This window comes from Gordonia effusa NBRC 100432, assembly GCF_000241305.1.
Lineage (GTDB): Bacteria > Actinomycetota > Actinomycetes > Mycobacteriales > Mycobacteriaceae > Gordonia > Gordonia effusa.
Genome location: NZ_BAEH01000013.1, coordinates 1 through 22242 on the forward strand (window position 1 = coordinate 1; position 22242 = coordinate 22242).

General features: G+C 60.7%; 22 protein-coding genes. 6 read left to right on the forward strand and 16 right to left on the reverse strand.

Features of this window, described 5'->3' with window-relative positions:
• The 3 genes from GOEFS_RS23010 to GOEFS_RS01405 all read right to left on the reverse strand — a co-directional run.
• Positions 1-182, reverse strand: a 182-nt coding sequence (locus GOEFS_RS23010) for a hypothetical protein (RefSeq protein ID WP_007316075.1), incomplete at its 3' end; no start/stop codon positions are given.
• Positions 183-245: 63 nt separating this feature from the next.
• Positions 246-701 carry a Fur family transcriptional regulator gene (locus GOEFS_RS01400; protein WP_040524235.1) on the reverse strand — a complete coding sequence of 152 codons (456 nt, stop codon included), beginning with the start codon at positions 699-701 and terminating at the stop codon, positions 246-248.
• Between the two features lie 141 nt (positions 702-842).
• Positions 843-2084 carry a serine hydrolase gene (locus GOEFS_RS01405; RefSeq protein WP_040524240.1) on the reverse strand — a complete coding sequence of 414 codons (1242 nt, stop codon included), beginning with the start codon at positions 2082-2084 and terminating at the stop codon, positions 843-845.
• Between the two features lie 80 nt (positions 2085-2164).
• Here GOEFS_RS01405 and GOEFS_RS01410 point away from each other — a divergent pair, with 80 nt between their 5' ends.
• Entirely contained in the window at positions 2165-2578 is a 414-nt protein-coding gene (locus GOEFS_RS01410) for a VOC family protein (RefSeq protein ID WP_007316079.1), read from the forward strand.
• Between the two features lie 3 nt (positions 2579-2581).
• On the opposite strand, the gene GOEFS_RS01415 is transcribed toward GOEFS_RS01410, so the two are convergent.
• Positions 2582-3202, reverse strand: coding sequence for a LysE family transporter (locus GOEFS_RS01415; protein WP_007316080.1), 621 nt, complete (start codon positions 3200-3202; stop codon positions 2582-2584).
• A gap of 9 nt (positions 3203-3211) precedes the next feature.
• Complete coding sequence (locus GOEFS_RS01420; RefSeq protein WP_007316081.1) at positions 3212-3784, reverse strand: TetR/AcrR family transcriptional regulator; 573 nt, start codon at positions 3782-3784, stop codon at positions 3212-3214.
• 97 nt (positions 3785-3881) lie between these two features.
• Here GOEFS_RS01420 and GOEFS_RS01425 point away from each other — a divergent pair, with 97 nt between their 5' ends.
• The gene (locus GOEFS_RS01425) at positions 3882-4826 is read left to right on the forward strand and encodes an oxygenase MpaB family protein (RefSeq protein ID WP_007316082.1); all 945 of its coding nucleotides are present in this window, start codon (positions 3882-3884) and stop codon (positions 4824-4826) included.
• A gap of 61 nt (positions 4827-4887) precedes the next feature.
• Positions 4888-5811, forward strand: coding sequence for an oxidoreductase (locus GOEFS_RS01430; protein ID WP_040524244.1), 924 nt, complete (start codon positions 4888-4890; stop codon positions 5809-5811).
• A 23-nt stretch (positions 5812-5834) separates the two neighbouring features.
• Here the strand turns inward: GOEFS_RS01430 and GOEFS_RS22715 are convergent, their stop codons facing one another.
• The 3 genes from GOEFS_RS22715 to GOEFS_RS01440 all read right to left on the reverse strand — a co-directional run bounded on the left by GOEFS_RS22715 (position 5835) and on the right by GOEFS_RS01440 (position 7221).
• A complete protein-coding gene (locus GOEFS_RS22715) occupies positions 5835-6074 on the reverse strand; it encodes a UBP-type zinc finger domain-containing protein (RefSeq protein ID WP_083837202.1) in 240 nt (79 codons plus the stop codon).
• A 53-nt stretch (positions 6075-6127) separates the two neighbouring features.
• A complete protein-coding gene (locus GOEFS_RS01435; protein WP_007316084.1) occupies positions 6128-6340 on the reverse strand; it encodes a dodecin in 213 nt (70 codons plus the stop codon).
• A gap of 101 nt (positions 6341-6441) precedes the next feature.
• A complete protein-coding gene (locus GOEFS_RS01440; protein WP_007316085.1) occupies positions 6442-7221 on the reverse strand; it encodes an alpha/beta fold hydrolase in 780 nt (259 codons plus the stop codon).
• A gap of 344 nt (positions 7222-7565) precedes the next feature.
• Here GOEFS_RS01440 and GOEFS_RS01445 point away from each other — a divergent pair, with 344 nt between their 5' ends.
• The gene (locus GOEFS_RS01445) at positions 7566-9803 is read left to right on the forward strand and encodes an NADP-dependent isocitrate dehydrogenase (protein ID WP_007316086.1); all 2238 of its coding nucleotides are present in this window, start codon (positions 7566-7568) and stop codon (positions 9801-9803) included.
• Positions 9804-9873: 70 nt separating this feature from the next.
• Here GOEFS_RS01445 and GOEFS_RS01450 read toward each other — a convergent pair whose 3' ends face one another.
• The 4 genes from GOEFS_RS01450 to GOEFS_RS01465 are packed head-to-tail and all read right to left on the reverse strand — an operon-like array spanning position 9874 to position 15028.
• Complete coding sequence (locus tag GOEFS_RS01450) at positions 9874-11526, reverse strand: dipeptide ABC transporter ATP-binding protein (protein WP_007316087.1); 1653 nt, start codon at positions 11524-11526, stop codon at positions 9874-9876.
• Between the two features lie 6 nt (positions 11527-11532).
• A complete protein-coding gene (locus GOEFS_RS01455; protein WP_007316088.1) occupies positions 11533-12486 on the reverse strand; it encodes an ABC transporter permease in 954 nt (317 codons plus the stop codon).
• Positions 12486-13442, reverse strand: a complete 957-nt coding sequence (locus tag GOEFS_RS01460) for an ABC transporter permease (RefSeq protein ID WP_007316089.1) — start codon at positions 13440-13442, stop codon at positions 12486-12488. The genes GOEFS_RS01455 and GOEFS_RS01460 overlap by 1 nt, the downstream gene beginning before the upstream one ends.
• Before the next feature lie 2 nt (positions 13443-13444).
• The gene (locus GOEFS_RS01465; RefSeq protein ID WP_007316090.1) at positions 13445-15028 is read right to left on the reverse strand and encodes an ABC transporter substrate-binding protein; all 1584 of its coding nucleotides are present in this window, start codon (positions 15026-15028) and stop codon (positions 13445-13447) included.
• 199 nt (positions 15029-15227) lie between these two features.
• Between GOEFS_RS01465 and GOEFS_RS01470 the strand changes: the two genes are divergently transcribed.
• Both GOEFS_RS01470 and GOEFS_RS01475 read left to right on the forward strand, forming a co-directional pair.
• Entirely contained in the window at positions 15228-17570 is a 2343-nt protein-coding gene (locus tag GOEFS_RS01470) for a sulfatase family protein (RefSeq protein WP_007316091.1), read from the forward strand.
• A 99-nt stretch (positions 17571-17669) separates the two neighbouring features.
• Positions 17670-18653, forward strand: coding sequence for a TauD/TfdA dioxygenase family protein (locus tag GOEFS_RS01475; protein WP_007316092.1), 984 nt, complete (start codon positions 17670-17672; stop codon positions 18651-18653).
• A gap of 85 nt (positions 18654-18738) precedes the next feature.
• On the opposite strand, the gene GOEFS_RS01480 is transcribed toward GOEFS_RS01475, so the two are convergent.
• The 4 genes from GOEFS_RS01480 to GOEFS_RS01495 form a co-directional block, all read right to left on the reverse strand.
• Positions 18739-19701: a glycine betaine ABC transporter substrate-binding protein gene (locus GOEFS_RS01480; RefSeq protein WP_007316093.1), complete on the reverse strand. Its 963-nt coding sequence runs from the start codon at positions 19699-19701 to the stop codon at positions 18739-18741.
• Between the two features lie 8 nt (positions 19702-19709).
• Complete coding sequence (locus GOEFS_RS01485; RefSeq protein WP_007316094.1) at positions 19710-20447, reverse strand: ABC transporter permease; 738 nt, start codon at positions 20445-20447, stop codon at positions 19710-19712.
• Entirely contained in the window at positions 20447-21712 is a 1266-nt protein-coding gene (locus GOEFS_RS01490; protein WP_007316095.1) for an ATP-binding cassette domain-containing protein, read from the reverse strand. The genes GOEFS_RS01485 and GOEFS_RS01490 overlap by 1 nt, the downstream gene beginning before the upstream one ends.
• Positions 21709-22242: ABC transporter permease (locus tag GOEFS_RS01495; protein ID WP_007316096.1), on the reverse strand; the 534-nt coding region annotated here is incomplete at its 5' end. The genes GOEFS_RS01490 and GOEFS_RS01495, both read right to left, overlap by 4 nt.

A 22242-nucleotide genomic window follows, 5' to 3' on the forward strand; every position in this document is an offset into this window, starting at 1 on the left:
TCCGGATTCTCTTGCAGGACTTTGAGATTGAGCGCGTTAGGCCACCAGTCCCGGTTGCCGCCGCCCTCGACCGGGGGCTTGATGCCACCGTGAATTACCGGACAACCGCCGGCTTCGGCGGGTTCGGTTTGTGCTTCGCCGATCGGGGGAGTTTCGTCAATGGTGCGGTTTTCGTCGGACACGGTAGACCTTTCGAAGTTGGTTATGGGCTGATGTTCAACAGGTCTTGCGGGTTGGGCTGGAACTTATTTGGGGCTGTGGAGTTGCCGGGTATCCCCGACGGTGCCGGCACATGCCGGGCACTGTCCCCAGTAGATGACTTCGGCTTCGTCGATGACGAAGCCGTTGTCGTCTGCCGCATCGAGGCATGGTGCTGAGCCGACTGCGCAGTCGATATCGACGATGGTCCCGCAGGACCGGCAGACGGCGTGGTGGTGATTGTCACCGACACGAGCCTCGTAGCGGGCGACCAGGCCAGAAGGCTGGATCCGCCGGATGAGGCCGGTGATGGTTAGGGCATGCAGTACGTCGTATACGGCCTGACGTGACACAGTGGGCAACTCGGTTCGCACGGCATCGAAAACGGTTTCGGTGTCGGCGTGGGGATGGGTGTCGACTGCGGTTAAGACAGCCAACCGTGGCCTTGTCACACGCAGGTCGGCTGCGCGCAACCGCTCTGTGTGGTTCGTCGACTCGGCCATACGCTCACCATAACGGGGAGGTGACGGTTTCGGAAGCATTTTCTGGAATTAATCCAGAAAAGTTCCGCAGGGCACCGAGAACCGCACCACATCAACCTTCCGAGGGCAGTCTGCCCTTGGAAGGTCAAGCCTGTGCGGTTTTCAGACGGAAGTCGGTGGGAACGCCGAATTGATGGCGTCGAGAACCGCTGGGTAGCGCTTGGCTTCGGGATGTGACCCTGGTTTTCCGCTGCTGACTACCGCTACCGCGAGTTCCCGTTGCGGGTCGGCCCACATCGCGATGTCAGTCAGTCCGGTGTGACCAAAGGCCTCCGGCGCGTTCCGGCCAAACGGGCCGTAGTTGGTCGAGCCCAACATGTAGCCGGTGCCCCAGCGCAGCGGACGTCCACCGGTCGCGATGTCGGGACGCAGCCGTCGGCGCTGCCGTCGGGCGGCATCGAGCGTTGGAGCCGAAAGAACTCGCACACCGTTGAGTTCGCCTCCGCGGCGCAGTAATTCGGCGAACCGTGAGAGTTCGAATGCGGTCGATACCGTGTTGGACGACGGAACGACCCCGGTCAGAAATGCCGGCGTGTTGGACCGCTGGATGGTTTTTGCCATCGTTCCGCCGACGACTCGGGTGAACGCCGCCTCTATCGCCGCTGGGGGTGGTGGTCCGGTGACATAACTTGGTGCGACTTTGTCGACATCGCCGGGCGCGACTCCGTAGTTGGTCCAGGAGAAGCCGAGCGGGTCGAGGATATCGTCGGCAAGAATGTCTCGAATGCTGCGACCTGTTGCGGCAGATACGATTTCGCGTACCAGTGGCCCCCAGGTCAACGCGTGATACATATGAAGCAAACCGGGACGGTAGACCGGTCGCAGCGCGGCAAGCATCTGCCGGGTGTATTCGCTGTCCTCGGAACGTCGTAGATCCGGACGTACCCCCAATGCGATCGGGACCCCGGCACTGTGCGTCAGGACGTGGTCGATGGTGGTGCGGTGCTTACCGTGGCTGGTGTAGTCGGGGAGATAGTCGCAGACGCGAGCGTCGAGGGCGAGGTCGCCCCGTTCGATCAGCAGGTGGAGGACAGTCACCGAAATCGCCTTGGCCGCCGAGTAGACACAGAAGGGCGTTTGCGTTGTGACAGTAAGCTTTTCGGCGTCGGCGGGATCGTCGGGGCCATTACCCCAGCCGTGGCCGATAGCCCGATCGAGGATCACCTCGCCGCCGCGGCGTACGCAGACTTGGATCGCCGGCTGCGTGCCGGCTTGGTACCAATGCCGGACTGCCCGCCACACCTGCTCGGCGGCCTGCCGCTGGTCCGACGACTCGGTTCCGACATCGGTGACGGAATCGAGATCGTCGGGTACCGCGATACGTCCGGGAGCGAGGGTAGTCACCGACTCAGCGTACTTGCGGACATGAAGCCTCGATGCGCGCACAATAGACGGCGGACCATTGCCGACGATCTGGAGACGTGATGACTGTGCGACTCAATCCGTACCTGAGCTTCCGCAACAACGCCCGCGAAGCAATGGAGTTCTACCAAAGTGTGCTGGGCGGCGAATTGGAAGTGTCTACGTTCGAGCAAATGCCCGGCTCCGACCCCGACGAAGCCAACAAGGTGATGCACGCGATGCTCACCACCCCGAATGACCTGGTGCTCATGGGCGCCGACACACCGAACGCCATGCCGCTCAACGTCGGCGACTCGATCACGGTATCCCTCTCCGGTGATGACACCGAACTCTTGGGCGGCTGGTTCGAGGCTCTGGCAGCGGGGGGAACGGTCACCGCACCGTTCATGCAGGCGCCCTGGGGCGACACATTCGGGATGCTGACCGACCGCTATGGAGTCAACTGGATGGTAAACGCGGAAGGTGCCCGGGAATAGCGGTCACAAGACTGCGAGTAGCACTCCGACCGCGATAAACAGGCATCCGAACAATCTGTTGAGGTTGCGCTGACCACGTTCGGTGCGGGCTAGATTGCCGAAACTCCGCGCGACGACCGCGAAGAACAACCACATAACCGCTATATCAACGACGACGATTGTCGATGCGATCGTAAGATATTGCGGCACAAGAGGTTTGGAGGACTGTACAAAGCCGGGAATGAAGGCGAGCAGAAACACCACGGCCTTCGGGTTAAGCAGGTTCACCCACGTTCCGCGTAGAAACATCGACCACGCGGATTCGCCGGTCAGTGCGGCGATTGCCGCGTCCGAGGTATCCGGGCGTCGAAAGTACTGGCGCACACCGAGATACACCAGATATGCCGCACCGAGATATCGGATGAGGTCGAATGCTGTGGGCGAGCGCGCGATGACTACGCCCAGTCCGGCGGCAACGATCGCCAGCTGTATGAGTAATGCCGCCTGCTGGCCGAGGATGCCCCAAATCGCCCGGCGAAATCCGACGTTGAGCGAGTTGCTCATCGTGTTGATCGCGCCGGCTCCGGGCGTGAAGCTAATGAGTAAGCAGGCCGTCAGGAGTGCTGCCCACGTAGCGACCTGCATTCAGTCAGGTTAGCGCGGTGGCGTATCCGGCCCAGGCCCCAGTGCCCAGTCGAGGAGACTGTGAAAGCTCCAGGACAACTCTTCGAATGTGGAGGTGGTCCCGAGTTCATGGCCGACCAGCAGCATCATCGCGAGCCGTGCCAAATGTTCGCCACGTTCGGCGTCGCCGATCAACGCGGTGTACGAGTCGGCGATGACTTCGACTCGCGCCGCGTCGGCCTCCGCCACGGCTCGCGCGACGTCGGGATCGCTGGCCGACCAGATCCGTATGGCGGCCTCGGACTCGTAGGGCAGATTGAGTGCGACGTCGAGCAATGCGTCGATTCGTTCGCGCGGATCATCGATCGATTTCACCGATTCGATGAGCACCTCACTTTTGGTGTGCCGCCAATAGTCGATGAGCTGCTGGCAGTACGACGCCCAATTTGGGAACGCGTAGTAGAACGAGCCGGTTGTCGTCGACGTTTCGTCGCATACGGCGGCGAGTTTGAGCGAAGGATAGCCGTCTCGAGCCAGTATCTGCAGACCAGCTTCCAGATAGCGCAACTGCGGCGCGGTGGGTCGCGGCGACGACTCTGGCATGACCATTCTCCTGTGACCTGTTGCATATCCGTATAACCCAACTTATAGTAGCGAGTGTAAGTCGACTTACAGCCGACGTCGACACAGGAGGCCCCCGATGGCAGTGGAATCGCTCGTACGTGCCGCGACTGCGGTTGCGCCAAGCCGGATCATTGCGAAACGCAAAGCGGCCAAACGTAATCCGAGCGCGGGACTTGATCCGGAGACGAACTACGCCGAGATCTACCGCAACGTCACGCTCTACGAGTTTCCGTGGGATATGAACCAATCGCTTAGCTTCGCGCTATTTCGTACCTACGCGGTCCCGAGCATCGGGGCATTGCTCGACCGGACCGGACAGTTCTGCGACTTTACCCAGAAGCGGTACGACGACACTGCTCTATTACTCGAGGCTCCGCTCGTTGACGGTTTTGACAGCGCTAGCGGTAAGACCGCTATCCGTCGGATCAATCAGATGCACAAGATGTACGACATTTCCAACGACGACATGCTCTACGTCTTGTCCACATTTGTCGTGGTTCCCAAACGGTGGCTCGACGACTACGGCTGGCGTCCGTTCACCGATGCGGAACTGCGTGCGTCGGTTCGTTACTACCAAGACCTCGGCAAGCATATGGCCATCAAAGATGTGCCGGAAAATTACGACGATTTCGCCACGTTGATGGATGCTTACGAACTGAAGCATTTCGCCTATGACGAGGGTGCGCGCCGGGTCGCGGATTCCACCCTGCATCTATTGACTACCTTCTACCCGCGACCAGCTCGCCAGCTCGTGGAGTTGTTCAGCCGCGCACTGATGGATGAACCGTTGCTCAAGGCCTTCGGCTACCGCGAGCCTGGACGAGTGGTTCAGGCGGTGTCGCAAGGCGCGTTGCGACTGCGCGCCCGGCTCTTATCGGTATTCCCGTCGCGAACCGAGCCGATGTTCGTTCGCGATATGCCGAATATTCGCAGTTACCCAGACGGGCATGTGCTCGAGGAGATGGGTACCTTCGCGCCGGGATGTCCGGTACCGCACGCGAAAAGGGCAGCGGTCTCGTAGTCGGGAATCATTGGCACCATTCGATGGTCTCTACCCCGATAGCTGCGGCTACGCTGTGCGGGTGTCAGACGAAAAGTGGTCCCTCACCGACGCTTCGCCCCAGTCAGGACGGGTCGCCGTGGTCACCGGTGCAAACTCTGGTATCGGCTTTGAAACCGCGCTCGGTTTGGCGAAACTCGGCGTGCACGTTGTACTAGCGTGCCGCAACCCCGAGTCGGCGGCCGACGCGCGAAACTCGATTCAGGCGCAGGTGCCTGATTCGACGATCGACATCGTCGAGATCGATATAAGTTCGCTCGCTTCGGTCGATGCGGCGTCGGCGGAGATTATCAGCCGATTTGGCCGCGTGGACCTTCTGATCGCCAACGCCGGACTCATCGCGACTGGCCGGAAATTGACCGCCGACGGCTTCGAGATGGATTTCGGAACCAATTTCCTCGGACATTTCGCGTTGATTGGCCGGCTTATCGATCACCTTGGTGCCGGGGCCCGCATCGTCACGGTCGGAAGTATCGCGCATCGCCGTGGCCATATCGACTTCGACGATATACCGATGAATCACCGCTTCAGCATCGCAGCTGCCTATGCGCGGTCGAAGTTCGCGCAGATGGTCTTTGCCGACGAACTCGGCCGTCGGCTCACCGCAGCCGGACGCGATGCGATATCGCTGACCGCACACCCCGGCTCGACCCGAACCGGGGTGATGCGCGGACACAACCGATTTCTGGTGTGGGGCTATCAGAGTCCTAAGATGCGCTGGTTGCGCAGGTGGTTCGTCCAAGAAGCGCCCGAAGGTGCGCTGCCAACCTTGCGGGCGGCGACTGACCAGGCTGCCCGCGGCGGCGACTTCTACGGGCCGTCAGGCCGTTTGCAGTTCACCGGCGACCCCGTGCTGGTCCAGGCGAAAGACGCCGTACACGACCCCGTTCTCGGTGCGCACCTCTGGGACGTTGCCGAAGAGCTCACCGCTATCTCATACCTGTGAGCGACGGCCACGCGCGTCCGTTACTACTCGTGGTGCGGATGCGGGATTCCGGTTAGCCGCAATCCGATGTCGTCGACGAAACACCAGCTCCAATCTTCACCCGGCTCGAATGATGACACCAGCGGATGTTGCTCGCGCGAGGCATGGGCAGATGCGTGTTTACCGGGTGAAGAATCGCAACAGCCGACTCGCCCGCAGGTCAGGCACATCCGTAGATGAACCCAATTACCGCCTGCGGCAAGGCAATCCGAGCAACCGACCATGCTGCTCGGGGCCACCTCACGGACCTGGTCGGTATGTGAACATTTCGCGACCACTACGGCTCCTCGATCTTGAAACCGATTTTGAGAGTCACCTGAAAGTGGGCGATCGCACCATCCTCGACGTGACCGCGGGTGTCGACCACTTCAAACCAGTCGATGTTCCGGACGGTCTTGCTCGTTCGAGCAATGGCGGACTTGATGGCGTCGTCGATGCTGGTCGGCGACGATCCGACGATCTCGGTGACACGATAGACGTTGTTGCTCATGACTTCTCGATTCTGCTCGACTGCGACGCTCGATGAAGCGAATGTGCGTCACGAACGTTACGCCTCGAGGAACCACCGAGTGGGTGAACGCATCGGCGCACTCAAGACAAGAAGTTCAGAATGAGGGCGGCAGTCGAGTGCATGGTCGTCAGATCATCGCCCGATGCCATCGCCTCGCCGAGATAGTCGCCGTGATTTCCCGGCACGATCAACAGACGTGCGTGCGCCAACGTCGTGCTCAACCGAACCGCGCCGCTGACGGTGACTACATCCTGGTCGGCGGCGATGATGAGAGTCGGCATCCGCACGGCGGCGATGTCGTCATCTAGCCAATCGGTGAAGGCCAGCATCCGCCCTCGGTCCAGGTCGAACAGACGCTGAACGCTCGCTGGGTCGTCGCCATTGAGTCGCCGATGCTCGTCTTTGAACAGGTCGGGCATGTCGTCGAGCGTCCCTTGTTCGAGGCCCGCCCAGAATCCGTCGATCATCGCGTCACGGCGCCACGGGGCCGACGCCAGAATCAGTCGTCGAACACGGGCCGGAGCCGACATAGCCAGGGCGAGGGCGGTTTGTGCGCCGGCGCTGAAGGCCAGCACATCGACTGGGCCAACATCTAGGGCGGTAAGTACCTCGACGATGTCGGCGGCCGACGCCTCGGACGTCAGTGGACGATCAGTCGCTCGGGTTCGACCATGGCCTTCCTCCTCGATGGCGATGACCTGGCGGTCCCCCGACAGCAGGGGGAGGATATTCGACCAGTTCGTGGCGATGGTCGAACCTCCGCCATGAATGAGTAACAGTGGAGGCAATGCATGATCGTCGGACCCGTATGTCTCGTAATACATTTCGAGGTCCGCGGTGGTGACGTAGCCGCTGGCCATGAGGACTCCTGAGGTAGCGCGACGAAAAGGACTCTGGGTTGACCGCCGGGGCTCGCAAAACTCATCGCTGTCCGATCCGACCGATCGCTCGGTGTGCTTAGAGGATAAGGTTGGCGGTGGATCTGCTTCTGCCAACTAGTCGCCAGCGCCGACGACCCATCGACGCGACGGCTGGAGAACGAAGAAGAACAGCGCCTAGGCGATGAGTCGTGGCACCCCACCGGGTTCTGCGTCACAATCGGCGGAGGTGTGACTCACCACGCTGCTGCCGACGCATACTAGGTCACATCGCGACAAGCGGTACCGACACGTCCGAGTACACACACTTGAGGCCGGGAGAACTCATGACCAATGAGCAGCAAACCATCATCTACACCCTGACCGACGAGGCGCCGTTGCTGGCGACCCACGCATTTTTGCCGGTCATCCGCGCGTTCGCCGGTTCGGCCGGCATCGACGTCAAGACCACCGATATCTCGGTCGCCGCGCGGATTCTCGCAGCGTTTCCCGACTACCTCAATGAGGATCAGAAGGTTCCCGACAATCTGGCCGAGCTCGGACGCCTCACGCAGGATCCCTCGACCAACATCATCAAACTGCCTAATATCTCGGCGTCGGTTCCGCAGCTACTGGCAGCGATAAAAGAACTGCAGGGCAAGGGTTTCGCGCTTCCCGACTTCCCGTCTGATCCGAAGACCGACGAAGAGCGTGACATCGCAAAGCGGTACTCGGCGTGTCTCGGCAGCGCGGTCAATCCCGTTCTGCGTGAAGGTAATTCCGACCGTCGCGCACCCAAGGCGGTCAAGGAGTACGCGCGTAAGAACCCACACAGCATGGGGGAGTGGTCGATGGCTTCGCGCAGCCACGTCGCTCATATGCGCCACGGCGACTTCTACCACGGTGAGAAGTCGGTAACCCTCGATCAGGCTCGTGACCTGCGGATGGAATTGGTTACGGAGTCCGGCAAGACGATCGTGCTCAAAGACAGTGTGAAGCTGGGCAAGGGCGACGTCGTCGATTCGATGTTCATGTCGAAGAAGGCGCTCCTCGAGTTCTACGAAGAGCAGATCGAGGACGCACACAAGACCGGCGTCCTATTCTCGCTGCACGTCAAGGCGACAATGATGAAAGTCTCGCATCCGATCGTGTTCGGTCACGCGGTGCGGACCTACTACAAGGAAGCCTTCGCCAAGCACCAGGAGTTATTCGACCAGCTCGGTGTCAATGTCAACCACGGCATGGTCGATCTCTACGACAAAATCGAGACACTTCCGGCGTCGAAACACGACGAGATTATCGAAGACCTCCACAAATGCCACGAGTACCGTCCGGAACTCGCGATGGTCGACTCCGCGCGCGGCATCTCCAACTTCCACTCGCCCTCGGATGTCATCGTCGATGCGTCCATGCCCGCGATGATCCGCGCCGGCGGCACCATGTACGGGGCCGACGGCCGGCAGAAGGACACCAAGGCGGTCATGCCGGAGTCCACCTTTGCCCGGATCTACCAGGAGATCATCAACTTCTGCAAGACCAACGGCGCATTCGATCCACGAACGATGGGCACCGTGCCGAACGTCGGTCTCATGGCGCAGAAGGCTGAAGAGTACGGCTCGCACGACAAGACCTTCGAGATCCCCGAAGCTGGCGAGGCGAATTTCGTCGACAACGAGACTGGCGAGGTCATCCTCACGCAGAACGTCGAAGAGGGGGACATCTGGCGGATGTGCACCGTCAAAGACGCCCCGATTCGCGACTGGGTCAAGCTCGCCGTCACCCGTGCCCGCAATTCGGGCATGCCGGTGCTGTTCTGGTTGGACCCGTACCGTCCGCATGAGAACGAACTCATCAAGAAGGTTCGCCAGTATCTGCCCGAACACGACACCGACGGTCTCGACATCCAGATCATGTCGCAGGTGCGAGCAATGCGATACACGCTGGAGCGCGCGATGCGCGGTCTCGACACGATCGCCGCGACCGGCAACATTTTGCGCGACTATCTGACCGATCTGTTTCCGATCCTGGAACTGGGTACCAGCGCGAAGATGCTGTCGATCGTGCCGTTGATGGCTGGCGGCGGTCTCTACGAGACTGGCGCGGGCGGCTCGGCACCTAAGCATGTCAAGCAGTTGGTCGAAGAGAATCACCTCCGCTGGGATTCCCTTGGTGAATTCCTCGCTCTCGCAGTGAGTTTGGAAGACTTAGGTCTCAAGGCCGGAAACAAGAAGGCGCAGATCCTGGCCAAGACCCTCGACGCCGCCACCGGAAAGCTGCTCGATAACCGCAAGAGCCCGTCGCGCAGTACCGGCGAATTGGACAACCGGGGCAGCCAGTTCTACTTGTCCCTCTACTGGGCGCAGGAGCTGGCCGCTCAGTCCGACGACGCCGACCTCGCGGCCAAGTTCGCTCCGTTGGCGAAAACCCTTGGCGAGCAAGAAGAAAAGATCGTCGACGAACTCAACTCGGTGCAGGGCTCCCCGGTTGACATCGGTGGTTACTACTACGCCGAGACCGATAAGACCGACGCCGTGATGCGGCCGAGCGCGGCGTTCAACGACGCGCTTGAGTCGTTCGGAGCGTAGTTCCGCAAAACCGCGCCAGGTCGGCCGCGTGGGGGCAAGCTGCCCTCGCACAGCCGACCTGGCGTGGTTTTCAGTGGGCAGATGCGACCTCCCGACCGGCCCGCTGTCGCACCGGATCGGGATAGGGAACCGCTGCCAGTAATGTCCGCGTATATTGCTCGGTGGGGTTGGACAAGACCTGACTGGCGGGTCCGGTCTCGACCAACTCGCCGGCGCGCAGCACCGCGACATTCTCCGCGACCTGTTCGACCACCGCTAGGTCATGACTGATAAACAGTGCGGCGAAACCGAACTCGTGTTGCAACTCGGCGAACAGCTCTAGGACACGCGCTTGGACTGACACGTCGAGGGCACTGGTGGGTTCATCGGCGATTAGGAGTTTGGGACGCGTCGAGAGAGCGCGTGCCAGCGCCACGCGTTGACGCTGACCGCCCGACAATTCGTGCGGTAGTCGGGTGGCAAAAGTCGTCGGCAAATGTACGGCGTCGAGTAATTCGGCCACCCTTGAGTTCTGCTCTGCCCGGCTGCCGACGCGATGGATCTCCAATGGCTCACGGATGGACTCCGCCACCGTGAAGCGCGGATCGAGTGATGCCGACGGATCTTGTGGCACAAAGGCGAGTGATTTGCGCAGGTCGCGTAGTCGCTCGCCGCGCACCGTTGCCAGGTCCGTACCGTCGAGCACCACCCGACCTTCGCGCGGCGAAATCAATCCGGCGATCGTGCGGCCCAAAGTTGTTTTGCCCGAACCAGATTCGCCCACCACACCCAGAACCTCGCCGGGCCCGATTGTCAACGACACCGAGTCCAACGCGGTATGCGATGGGTTGCCAAAGCGGCCCGGATGTACGACGGTCAGGTTTTCGACTTCGACGACCGCAGAATGGGTGCGCGCCGGCCGCTCCGGCGCGGACGGTACGTCGTTGGACGCCAACCGGGGCACCGACGACAGTAGTTGTTTGGTGTACGCCGCCGTTGGGCGAGCGAAGATATCGAAGACGTCACCGCGTTCGACCACCTCACCGAGTTGTACAACGACTACGCGGTCGGCGATATCGGCGACGACCCCCAGGTTGTGGGTGATCAGCAAGATGCCCGCGTCGGTTCGATGACGCAGCCGCGAGAGTAGATCAAGAATTTCCCGTTGCACCGAAACGTCGAGCGCCGTAGTTGGTTCATCGGCCAGAAGGAGGGCGGGGTCATTCGCCAAGGCCAGCGCGATGACCACCCGCTGTTTCTGGCCACCCGAGAGCTGATGGGGATAGCTATTGACTCGACGTTGCGCGTCGGGGATTTCCACCAGTTCCAACAGCTCCACGGCGCGTTGCCGCGCCTGCGCGCGGGAGATCTTGCGATGCGCCGAAAGTGCTTGGCGCAATTGCCATCCCACGGTTTGTACGGGGTTGAGCGCAGTTTGCGGTTCTTGGAAGATCATTGCCACCCGGGAGCCGCGAACGGCGGTCAGTTCGCGTTCGGGGCGATTGAGAACTTCTATGCCGTCGACCTTCACCGAGCCGGTCGCGGTCGCTGTCTCGGGTAGCAAACCGATGGCCGCGCGGGCTGTCATCGTCTTGCCCGAACCTGATTCGCCGACGAGGGCGAGAATTTGGCCTCGATCAACACGCAAACTGATGCCGGCGACCGCGGGGCGCGGATAGTTGAAGGTCACTCTGAGGTCGCTCACCTCCAGCGCGGGTGTCGCACTCTTCTTGGTTGACGTCATCGCTGATCATTGCCTCCGGAGCCGAGAGATGGATAGAGAGATGAGGTAGAAGCCGAACACAAGCGCCGTGATGACGATGAGTGGCCCAATCGAGAACCACGGATTGGTCTCCAGATAGCCGTTCCCCGCGGACAAGATGCTGCCAAGGCTCGGTGTCGGTGGCCGGACTCCGACGCCGAGGTAGCTCAACGCGCCTTCGATGAACACGGCGAGCGACAAGGAGAGCGCGAGTTGAACACCCACAGCCTCAACCGAATTCGGCAAAACATGGCGACGAAGGATACGTCCGGTGGTTGCGCCACTCACCCTGGCCGCTTCGACGAATGGCAACTCCCGAACCTTCAGCACTGAGGTGCGCGTTAACCGGCCGAATATTGGTACCTCGGCGACAGCGATGATGATTCCGACTGTCGCCGCACCGGGGGAGAGGATCGCGGTCAACGCGACCCCCAAGATCAGCGCCGGAAAGGCAAGGATCACATCGAATGCGCGCTGAGCAACGACATCGCTGGCCGGGTGGGCGACACTGAACAGGCCGACGAGTGCGCCGACGACGGCGCCGATCGGCACCGCGATGAAAATGATCACGAGATCGACGCGGATTCCGTACAGGATGCGGGTAAGGAGGTCGCGGTTGAGGTCGTCGGTGCCAAACCAGTGAGATGTGCTGGGGCCCAACAAGTATGCGCCGTCGATCTGCTGATCGGGCGCATAGCTGGTGAACAAGGGGCCGAGCACCCCCAGTAGTACCACCGTGGCGACCAAGAGCGCTCCGGCCAGACCGGTGCCAGTGACCAAGCCCCGCCATATCGGCGTCGTCGACCGCCGCTCGACAAGATCGGGTTGTGTCTCGGGCAGCAAGCCGGGCTCGATGCCGACCGAGCCGTCGGGCAATCGATGGCGCGGTTCTGCGTGCGCGGCCGATGCCGCGGCTGCTGTCTCGGGCGAAATTGCCGACATCACTTACCTGCCAATCGGATTCGAGGATCGAGCCAAGCGTGCAGGATGTCGGTCGCCAACTGGAGCACGACAAACACCGTGACCGACAACAAGATCAGTACCTGGACCAGCGGGTAGTCACGGTTAAAGATGCCCTCTTCGGTCAGCAGCCCGAGCCCAGGCCAGCCGAAAATGGACTCGACGAGAATAGAACCACCCAACAGACCACCGATCGCCAGCCCCAGCGCAGTCAGTGCCGGAGGCAACGCATTACGCAAGACGTGCCGTAATACGATGGCACGCCGAGAAATTCCGAGTGATCGCGCGGTTACCGCATAGGGTTGCCGGAGCTCGGTCTGCAACGTCTCGGTGAGGAAGCGAGCGAGCAGTGCACCCGCCGGCAGCCCGAGCGTTAGTGCGGGCAGAATAAGATATTGCGCGGTAATCTGCGGACTGTCGGAGATGCCGTTGGGCGGCGTGCCGCCAGCTGGAAGCCAACGCAGTTTCAGCCCGAAAACCAGAATCAGCAGGGTCCCGATCACGAAGGTCGGCACCGCGATTGCCACGGCGTTGATCGTGGTCGTCACGACCTTCGTGAAGCGGTTGTCAAAGATGACCACCGACAGCGAAAGTGCCAGGGCCAGTGCGATTGCCACGACGAGGCCAGAGAGAGCCAAGGTCAGTGTGTTCGCCGCGCCGAAGCTGACGAGATCACCGATGTCGCCACCGATCAGATAACTTCTGCCGAAGTCGAATGTCACCATCGCGCCGAGCCACGACAGATACTGAACGAAAAATGGCCGATCCAGGCCGAGGTCATGCCTGATAGCGGCCAGGTCCGCGGGGCTGGCATCCGAACCGGCCAACGCGGCCTCTGGACCACCGGGGATTAGACGCAGTATCGAAAAGATGAGCAGCGATGCGATGAAGAGCACTACCAGGGCGGTCGGTACGCGTCGTATGAGATAGCCGATCATCGTTAGTGGCGTCCCTTCTTGGTCAGATATGTTGTGGCGAAATGGAATTGGTTTCTACGATCCCAATCGACATTGCCGACCGACGGCGACGTGGCCAGAGGTTGGAACACGACACCGATTTCCACCAGGAATAGATCATTCAGGAAGTGCTCGGTCAGCTTTCGGTACGCGGACAGTGCGATATCCGATTCGCCATTGGGAACACTCCACGCGGTAGTGGCGGCGGCGGCGTACTCGGCGTCGGTGTAGTTCGATGAGTTCTTAGCGGCATTGAATGGATACGCGGACACTGCCAGAGTGGAGGGCGTGAATTGAGCAAAAGCGTGCTGTAACAACCAGAGTCCGCCGAACTCGCCGCCGATCAGCTTCGCCGCCTGTCGCGTCTGATCATTCGGTCGCAAGATTACCGGGATGCCGACATCTTTGAGATTGGACTGAACGATCTGGGCGATGATGCGGTCGACTCCCCGCGTTGAGTAGTCCAACGTGATCGGGGCGACCGAACCGTGCGCGGCGACGAGCGCCTTCGCCCTGGCTACGTCGCGACGATATCTAGTGTTGTCAGCCGCTCGATAGGCTGGCGACCACTTCGGCCACGGAGCATTGACCACATATCCGTTGTCGCGGAAGACATCACCGATTATCCGAGGACGGTCGAGGGCATAGGCTATCGCCTGACGTAGACGGATGTCTGACAGTTGCGAATTCTTGAGGTCGATGCCGACGTACTGTTGTTGCTCGGCACCCTTCATCGTGATCGACCGAAATCCGTACCGGCCAGTGGCCAGCTGCTGATCGTGGTAGGTCATCCCATAGGCGAGATCGAGTTGCCCGGTCCGTAGTCGCGTGTACAGGGATTGTTGATCGGTGGCTTCGACGAAGGTCACCGAATCCAGTGGCGGCGGACCATCCCAATACTGGCTATTACGCTCCAGTCGCACCGATGAATTCGGTTGCCAGGAAACGAATTTGAATGGTCCGGTCCCATTGAACGTTGTGCCGGCCTTCAGCTGCGGCAGCGTCTGGGCATCGATGATCGGCGCCGAGTCCAGCAGATCGAAGATATTACTCAGTGGGTGAGCAAAGTGCAGAACCACGCGATGCGGATCGGCGGTGTCGAACGCTGTGATTGCAGCTGCGGTACGTTTGAACTGCGGCTTCCACGGTCCGCTCAGGTACGCCTTGAGTGACTGTTCGACATCGGCGGAAACGAAGGGGCGTCCATTGTGGAATCGAACGTCGTCGCGAAGATCAAGTGACAGCTCCAGGCCGTCGGGCGCGAGTGTCCATCTCTTCGCGAGTGACGGCTTTGGCGTCAGATCGTCACGCGCGTAGCGGATTAGCGTGTCATAGACATTGGACACGATGCTTCCGTTCAGCGCGTCCGAGCCGATCTGTAAGAAGGTCTTGGGGGAAAGATCGCCTAGTACGCCGACCCGCAGATCACCGCCGCGCGGTGCGGATTGCCCCTGAGTTAGTGACGCCGTCGTCGTATCGTCCAATTGGGAAACCGCCGACTGACAGCCGCTGACCGTCATAACTCCGACGACGGCGAGCAGCAGCAGGCGAACTGTGCGGTGCGACATGGACTGTGCGATTCCTTAGATGTGGTGGGTGGCGTATTGACCAAACGAGTCACGTTTGGACCGTGCCGAGAATTCCCGATTGCCGCACCAGGGAAAACATATTTCGCACGGTGAATCAAAAGGGTTGACGCTCATCGGATTTGGCGCGAGAGTGCAGGTCGATCGCGAATCATCGCCAGTTGAGAAACGAGAGTCTCCCATGACCGAGCGCTCTGGCGCTTTGCCGCACGCAGCCCGCGGCTACGAGGATTTCGGTGGCACTATCGGTAGGACGACATCAGAGTCGACTCCGTGGTGGCCACCATCGCCGAGCGCTCCGGAAGGCGCGCCCAATATCGTCGTGATCCTTATCGACGATATGGGCTACTCCGACATCTCACCCTTTGGTGCCGAAATCGAAACTCCGAACATCGCCGGACTTGCCGCGCGAGGGGTGCGGCTGAGCAACTACCACACCACACCGGTATGTTCGCCGGCTCGAGCAGCGCTGCTAACCGGGCTCAATCCTCATCGTGCCGGCTATGGCAGCGTAGCCAATTCTGATCCCGGCTTCCCTGGTCTACGGCTGGAATTGGCCGACGATGTACTGACGTTGCCGGAGATCCTGCGCGCGAGTGGCTACGCGACATATGCGGTCGGCAAATGGCACCTCGTCCGGGACGCCAATATGGGTGCGGGGCGCAGCCGAGATTCGTGGCCGCTCCAGCGCGGATTCGACAGCTACTACGGGTCGTTGGAAGGACTCAACTCCTTCTTCTACCCGAATCAGCTGATCGCCGACAACTCGGTCGTCGACGTCGAGGAGTACCCGGATGACTATTACGTGACCGACGACATCACCGACCGGGCCATCAGCCAGATCAAAGCCCTACGCGCACAGGACGCCGACAAACCGTTCTTCCTCTACTTCGCGCATATCGCCATGCACGGACCACATCAGGTGAAGGAATCCGATCTGGCCAAATATCGCGGGCGCTACGCCGAAGGCTGGGATTCAGTGCGGCAGAAGCGATTTGTCCGCCAGATTGCCGAGGGGCTCTTCGATGAGGGCACGCCGATCGCCGAACGTAACACCGAACCGGGATATGACGCGCCGCCGTGGGATGACTTGCCGGCGGATGAGCGCGAGCGCTTCCAGCGGTACCAAGAGGTATACGCGGCGATGGTCGACAGTGTCGATCAGAGCGTCGGCCGCGTCGTCGAGACCCTGACCGAACTCGGTGAACTCGACAACACGATCATCGTGTTCACCTCCGACAATGGCGGCACGGCGGAGGGCGGCCCGGTCGGAACACGTTCGTATTTCAGCCAATTCGTCCACGGACCGGTGCCACCGGACTGGGAACGTGATGTTCCGCACGACGAGGCGCTGATCGGTTCGTCGGCGCTGGGGGTGCATTATCCGCGTGGTTGGGGACAGGCATCGAATACGCCTTTCCGCTTTTACAAGGGCCAGACATTTGCCGGTGGAGTGCGCGTCCCCTTCGTTTTGTCCTGGCCGAAAGGACTGGCACTGGCCGCCGGCGACAAAGGTGTGCGCCGACAGTTCTCCTATGTGACCGATCTCGCGCCGACCCTGCTGGACCTTGCCGGAATCCCCACGCCTGCAACACGATACGGACAACCTGCCAAGGAACGAGATGGTGTTAGCATCGCCGAAGTCTTGCGCAGTCCAGATTCGCGATCACCGCACACCGAACAGTACGCGGAGTTCGGTGGCCATCGCGGGTTCTACCGTGATGGGTGGAAGCTGTTGTCGCTGCATACCGATCCGGCACGTGTCGATGACCCCGCCTGGGAACTGTATGACGTGCGTGTTGATCCCGCCGAGACGAATAACGTTGCTGCACAACATCCCGAGGTGGTCGCGCAGCTCGCCAAGGCCTGGGATGACGCCGCATGGCATAACACGGTCTTCCCACTATTTGACTCGCCCGAAGCACAGACGCGGCGGCGGCCCGACGAACAGCGCTACTCCGAACCGGTCCGACTGCTCGCGGGCACTCCGACATTGGAGCGATACCGATCATCGAAGCTGATTGCCTACCGGGACTTCGACATTGAGGTGGAGCTGTCAGGTTGGACCACCAAGGATGAAGGCGTCCTGGTTTCGCACGGTGATCAGCAGGGCGGCTATCTACTCTATGTGGAGGCTGGGCAGGTGACCTTCGTCTTCAACAGTTATGGCCGTATCCGCCGGGCGTCGGGAATCATTCCGGTGGCGACGACCTCCATAGTGTTGCGGGCGGCGGCGAATGAATCGGTTCGATGGTCATTCACTCTCGAAGCGGCTCACAACACCGAGATCACCGAAATCGCAACGCTTCGGAATCAGTTTCAGTTGGTCGGGATGGCTCCCTGGACCGGTATCAGCGTGGGGATCGACGCACGCGGGCCGGTCGACGCGGACTTACGCGCGCGACGGGGAGTCTTCCGATTCGGCTCGACGCTGCGCTCCGTTAGCTATCGCCCGGGGCCGATCCGGGTGCCGGCCGGTATCCGTCGCGAGATCGACGAAGCGGCCGAGAATCAAGCCGACTAGTGCTTCCCGTTTGATACGGCGTGAACCTAACCCTCGTGAGCACTCACGAAGGGGACGAGGATATCCGAAAAGTAGTGAAACAACAGGAGGATTGGTGAGATGACACTTGCACAAATCGAGCGACGCGCGGATCTTGAGCCGCGCGTTCAGCAGACCTATGCCGACGGCGGTGTAACCGTCACGAAGTTGGGCGAGAATATCGGAGCCCGGATCGAGGGGGTGCGCCTCGGCGGCGAGCTGGCTCCTGAACAGGTCGAAGCGATCCGAGTCGCGCTGGCGTCCAACAAGGTTGTGGTCTTCGAGGGGCAGCATCACCTCGATGACGACGAGCAGTACGCGTTCGCCGGGCTTCTTGGTGAGCAGACCGCACCGCATCCGACGGTGACTTCGCGGGGGAGTCAGCTGCTCACGATCGAAGGTGCGGCCAATAGCTGGCACACCGACGTCACCTTTGTCGATCGCATCCCGAAGGCATCGATTCTGCGGGCCATCGAGTTGCCGGCCTACGGCGGTGCGACGACCTGGGCGTCGACGGTCGCGGCGTACGAACAGCTGCCAAAGCCATTGCGCGCCTTGGCCGAAGAGTTGTGGGCCACACACAGCAACCTCTATGACTATGTAGGACTCAAAGAGCCGTCGGGCGGCGTCGACGTTTCGCGCAAGGCGCAGCACTACGAGGAGTTCACCAACACCGAGTACCAGACCTTGCATCCTGTTGTTCGCGTGCACCCGGAGACCGGCGAACGTTCGCTTTTGCTTGGACATTTCGCCAAGGAATTCCGCGGATTGAAGACGTCAGAGTTCAACGACCTCTATCAGCTCTTGCAGGCACGAATCGTCAAGTTGGAAAACACTTTCCGCTGGAACTGGCGCCTGGGCGACGTAGCCATCTGGGACAACCGGGCAACCCAGCACTACGGTATTGCCGACTTCGGTAACCAGAAGCGCGAGCTACATCGGATAACGCTGGCCGGCGACGTTCCGGTTGACGTCAACGGGACATCGAGTCAGGTGTTGCAGGGCGACGCCGGACACTACTCCGGTATCGAGGAATCGGCCCGCCTCCCGGTATACGCGGCATAGATCACGCTTCAATCCCCCCCCCCGAATCAAGAGAATCCCCCGCCGCGGCGGGGGATTCTCCACATTCGAGGGGATTGACGGTTCGCTACTTCACCAGTCCCACACTGACTAACCACTCGTACGCGACGTCGGAGGGATCCTCACCCTTGATATCGACGCGACCATTGAGCTCCTGCATGAGATCGTCGGTCAACCTTGACGAGATGTTGCCGAGCAGTTCACGCAGTTGCGGGTACTTCCGGATGATCTCGCCCCGAACCACTGCCGTGCCACTGTAGGGGAGGAAGTACTTCTTATCGTCGGTGAGGACAGTCAAGTCCAGATTCTTGATTCGACCGTCGGTGGTGTACACCATGCCGAAGTTGCACGGTGCACTCTTTGCCGTCGAGGTATAGACGACACCCGCATCCATCCGGGTCACGTTGGCCTGGGGCACTCCGTTCGGCTTGCCGTAGGGAATGCCGTACTTCTCCAGCATCGGCAGGAATCCGTCTGAGCGCGAAAAGAATTCGTCGTCGACGCAGAAGGTACGATCGCCCACCGGTAGTTTCGCGACTTCCGACAGTGACGTCACGCCCAGACGTTTCGCGGTTCCCGACGCCGCCGCGAATGCGTAAGTGTCGTTGAAGTTCGCAGGTGCCATCCACTCGAGGTCGTAGTCGTTCTTCTCGATGTCATGGACCCGCTGCCACAACACCTGCGGATCTGCGATCGTGTCGGTTTGATTGTGGTAGTTCACCCATCCGGTGCCGGTGTACTCCCACAGGATGTCGGCGTCACCATTGAGTTGGGCTTGGCGCGACGACGCCGAACCCGGCGCTCCGGTCAGGTCGGAAATGTCGGCTCCGGCCGCCGAAAGGTAAGTCGCCGTGATCTTTCCAAGAAGTACGCCCTCGGTGAAGCTTTTGGACGTCACGACGAGTTTTGCGCCATCGAGCGGCTTGGAACCGTCGGGCAGTTGCGCGCTGTGGAAGGTGCCAGACGAACTCACCAGACCGCAACCTGCCGTCGCGGCGAGAACCCCGATTAGCGCGACGGCGAGTGTCATTAATCGCTTCATACGAGACCTCGCGGAGTAGCGGCGAGCTCGACCAGTCGGCCGAGCCAATCGATCGTCAAGGCCAGTAGGCCCACCAAGATCGCGCCGGAGATGAGCAGTTTCGGGAGGAACAGCGTGACGCCGGTGGTGATCAACGTCCCGAGGCTCGTCGCACCGATGAAGGTGCTCAGTGTCGCGGTGCCGACCAAGATAACCAACGCGGTACGAACGCCATTGAGAATCACCGGCACCGCTAACGGAAGTTCCACCTGCACAAGAGTTCTCGCCCCCGAGTAGCCAATACCTCGAGATGCCTCGATGACACGTTGGTCCACCTGATTCAAACCCACGATGGTGTTCTGCAGAATCGGCAGAATCGCATAGACCACCAAGCCGATGACTGCCGTGTTGAACCCGGTTCCCAACCAGAAGGTGAATAGCACCAGCAAGCCCACGGCCGGAGCGGCCTGACCGATGTTGGCGACGTTCACGGCTATCGGATTAAGCCACTTCAGCGATGGGCGAGTGAGCGCTATCCCCAGTGGGATCGCGATCACCACCACGATGACCGTGGCGACGAGGGTCAACTTGATATGAGACCAGATGGTGGTCTGGAGGGTCGACCAGGCCAGTGATGCCTGTTCAGTATCGGTGAAAGTCGTTGACTGGTACCAGATTACGTAGCCGACACCCAGCGCGATGATGATGAGCGGCTCGAACCACACATCTATCGGCAATCGGCGGAGTCTACTCATCAGGGCTGATCCGTCTCGTCTGCGAGCACGATAACCGGAAGTTCTCCGGTGGAGGTTCCTTCGGAATGCTCGACGTAGGAGTCTTTTTCGTCATCGCGGACGTCGGCGAGTTGTCCGCGGATGACCTCCATGACTGACTTGATGGTTAGCGCACCCACAACCGCGCCCCTGCCGTCGGAGATCAATGCACCACCTTGACTTGCCGCCAGCATGGCGTCGAGGGCATCATTCAGCGTCGATGAGCGGGCCACCACGGGCAGCCGCCGGTCGACGTAGTCCGAGATCTGCGGTTTGGACAGCGCTTCCTCGAGCGTCGGCCAGGCGCGTGGCCGGCCCAGATTGTCAACTACCACAATCCATTTGTGGCCGGCCGAACGCGCGCGGGCGACGACCTCCGCGGAGTCTTCGCCGACCTGTGCGGTAGTAATCGTGTCATGCTCGACATCACGCACCCGCGACAACGAGAGATGGGCGAGTGTCGCGCCGGAACCGACGAATTCTTCGACGAATTCGGTAGCGGGGTTGGCGAGGATTTCTTCCGGAGACGCGTACTGCTCGACATGTCCACCCTCGGAGAGGATCAGCACCTTGTCGCCGAGTTTGGTCGCTTCTTCGAAGTCGTGGGTGACGATCACGATGGTTTTGCCAAGTTCGTGCTGAATGGCGATGAGGCTGTCCTGTAATCGAACTCGAGTGATCGGGTCAACCGCGCCGAATGGCTCATCCATCAGCAACACCGGGGGATCGGCTGCGAGCGCTCGAGCGACGCCGACGCGCTGCTGCTGACCACCGGACATGTCTTTCGGTAGCCGGTTGGCGAATTCCTTCGGGTCGAGACCGACGAGGTCGAGGAGATACTCGGTGCGCTCTGCGATTCGCTGCTTATCCCAGCCCAAAACGCGCGGGATCGCACCGACGTTCTTGGCTACTGTCCAGTGTGGGAAAAGACCGCCGGACTGAATGACATAGCCGATTGATTGCCTTAGCTTGTCGGGATTTTCGCCGGTGACATCTCGGTCGCCGATGAAGATCCGTCCCGCGCTGGGTTCGATGAGCCGATTGATCATCTTGAGTGTGGTGGTTTTGCCGCAACCCGACGGTCCGACGAAGGCGACGATATCGCCGGCGTCGATGTGCAGATCGAGGCGTTCGACGGCAGGCTTGTCTTGCCCGCGGTACTTCTTGACGACGCCGTCGAGACGGATGGAAGCTCCGGTGACCGTGCGTTCCCCGGTCGGTTTGGAGACGTTGACGGAGTTGGTCATGAGAGTCCTTTAGAGATCGTGAAGCGACCGAGCAGTACGAGCAGGCCGTCGAAGACCAGCGCGACGATGACGATGAGAATTGTTCCGGTAAGCGCCATTTCGAGAGCGTTGGCGCCGCCGAGCCGTGAAAGTCCGTTGAAAATCAACGATCCCAAGCCCGGCCCGAGTACGTAGGCGACGATCGCGGCGACACCCACGATCATCTGCGTGGAAACCCGGATACCGGTGAGAATCACCGGCCACGCGATCGGCAGTTCAACCGAGAAGAGTATTCGCCAGCGCGACAAGCCGATTCCGCGTGCCGACTCGATAGTCGATGCGGGCACCGATCGCAATCCGACGATCGCGTTGCCGATCACCGGCATGGCAGCGAAGAACGCGAGCATGATGAACGACGGCACCACGCCCAGCCCAAAAGGCACGATGAGGAGGGCGAGCAAAGCGAGCGACGGAATCGTTAGTGCGACCCTGCTGGTGGTGAGCGTCAACGCGGAGAACAGCGACAACCGGTACACGGCCACCGCGATAAT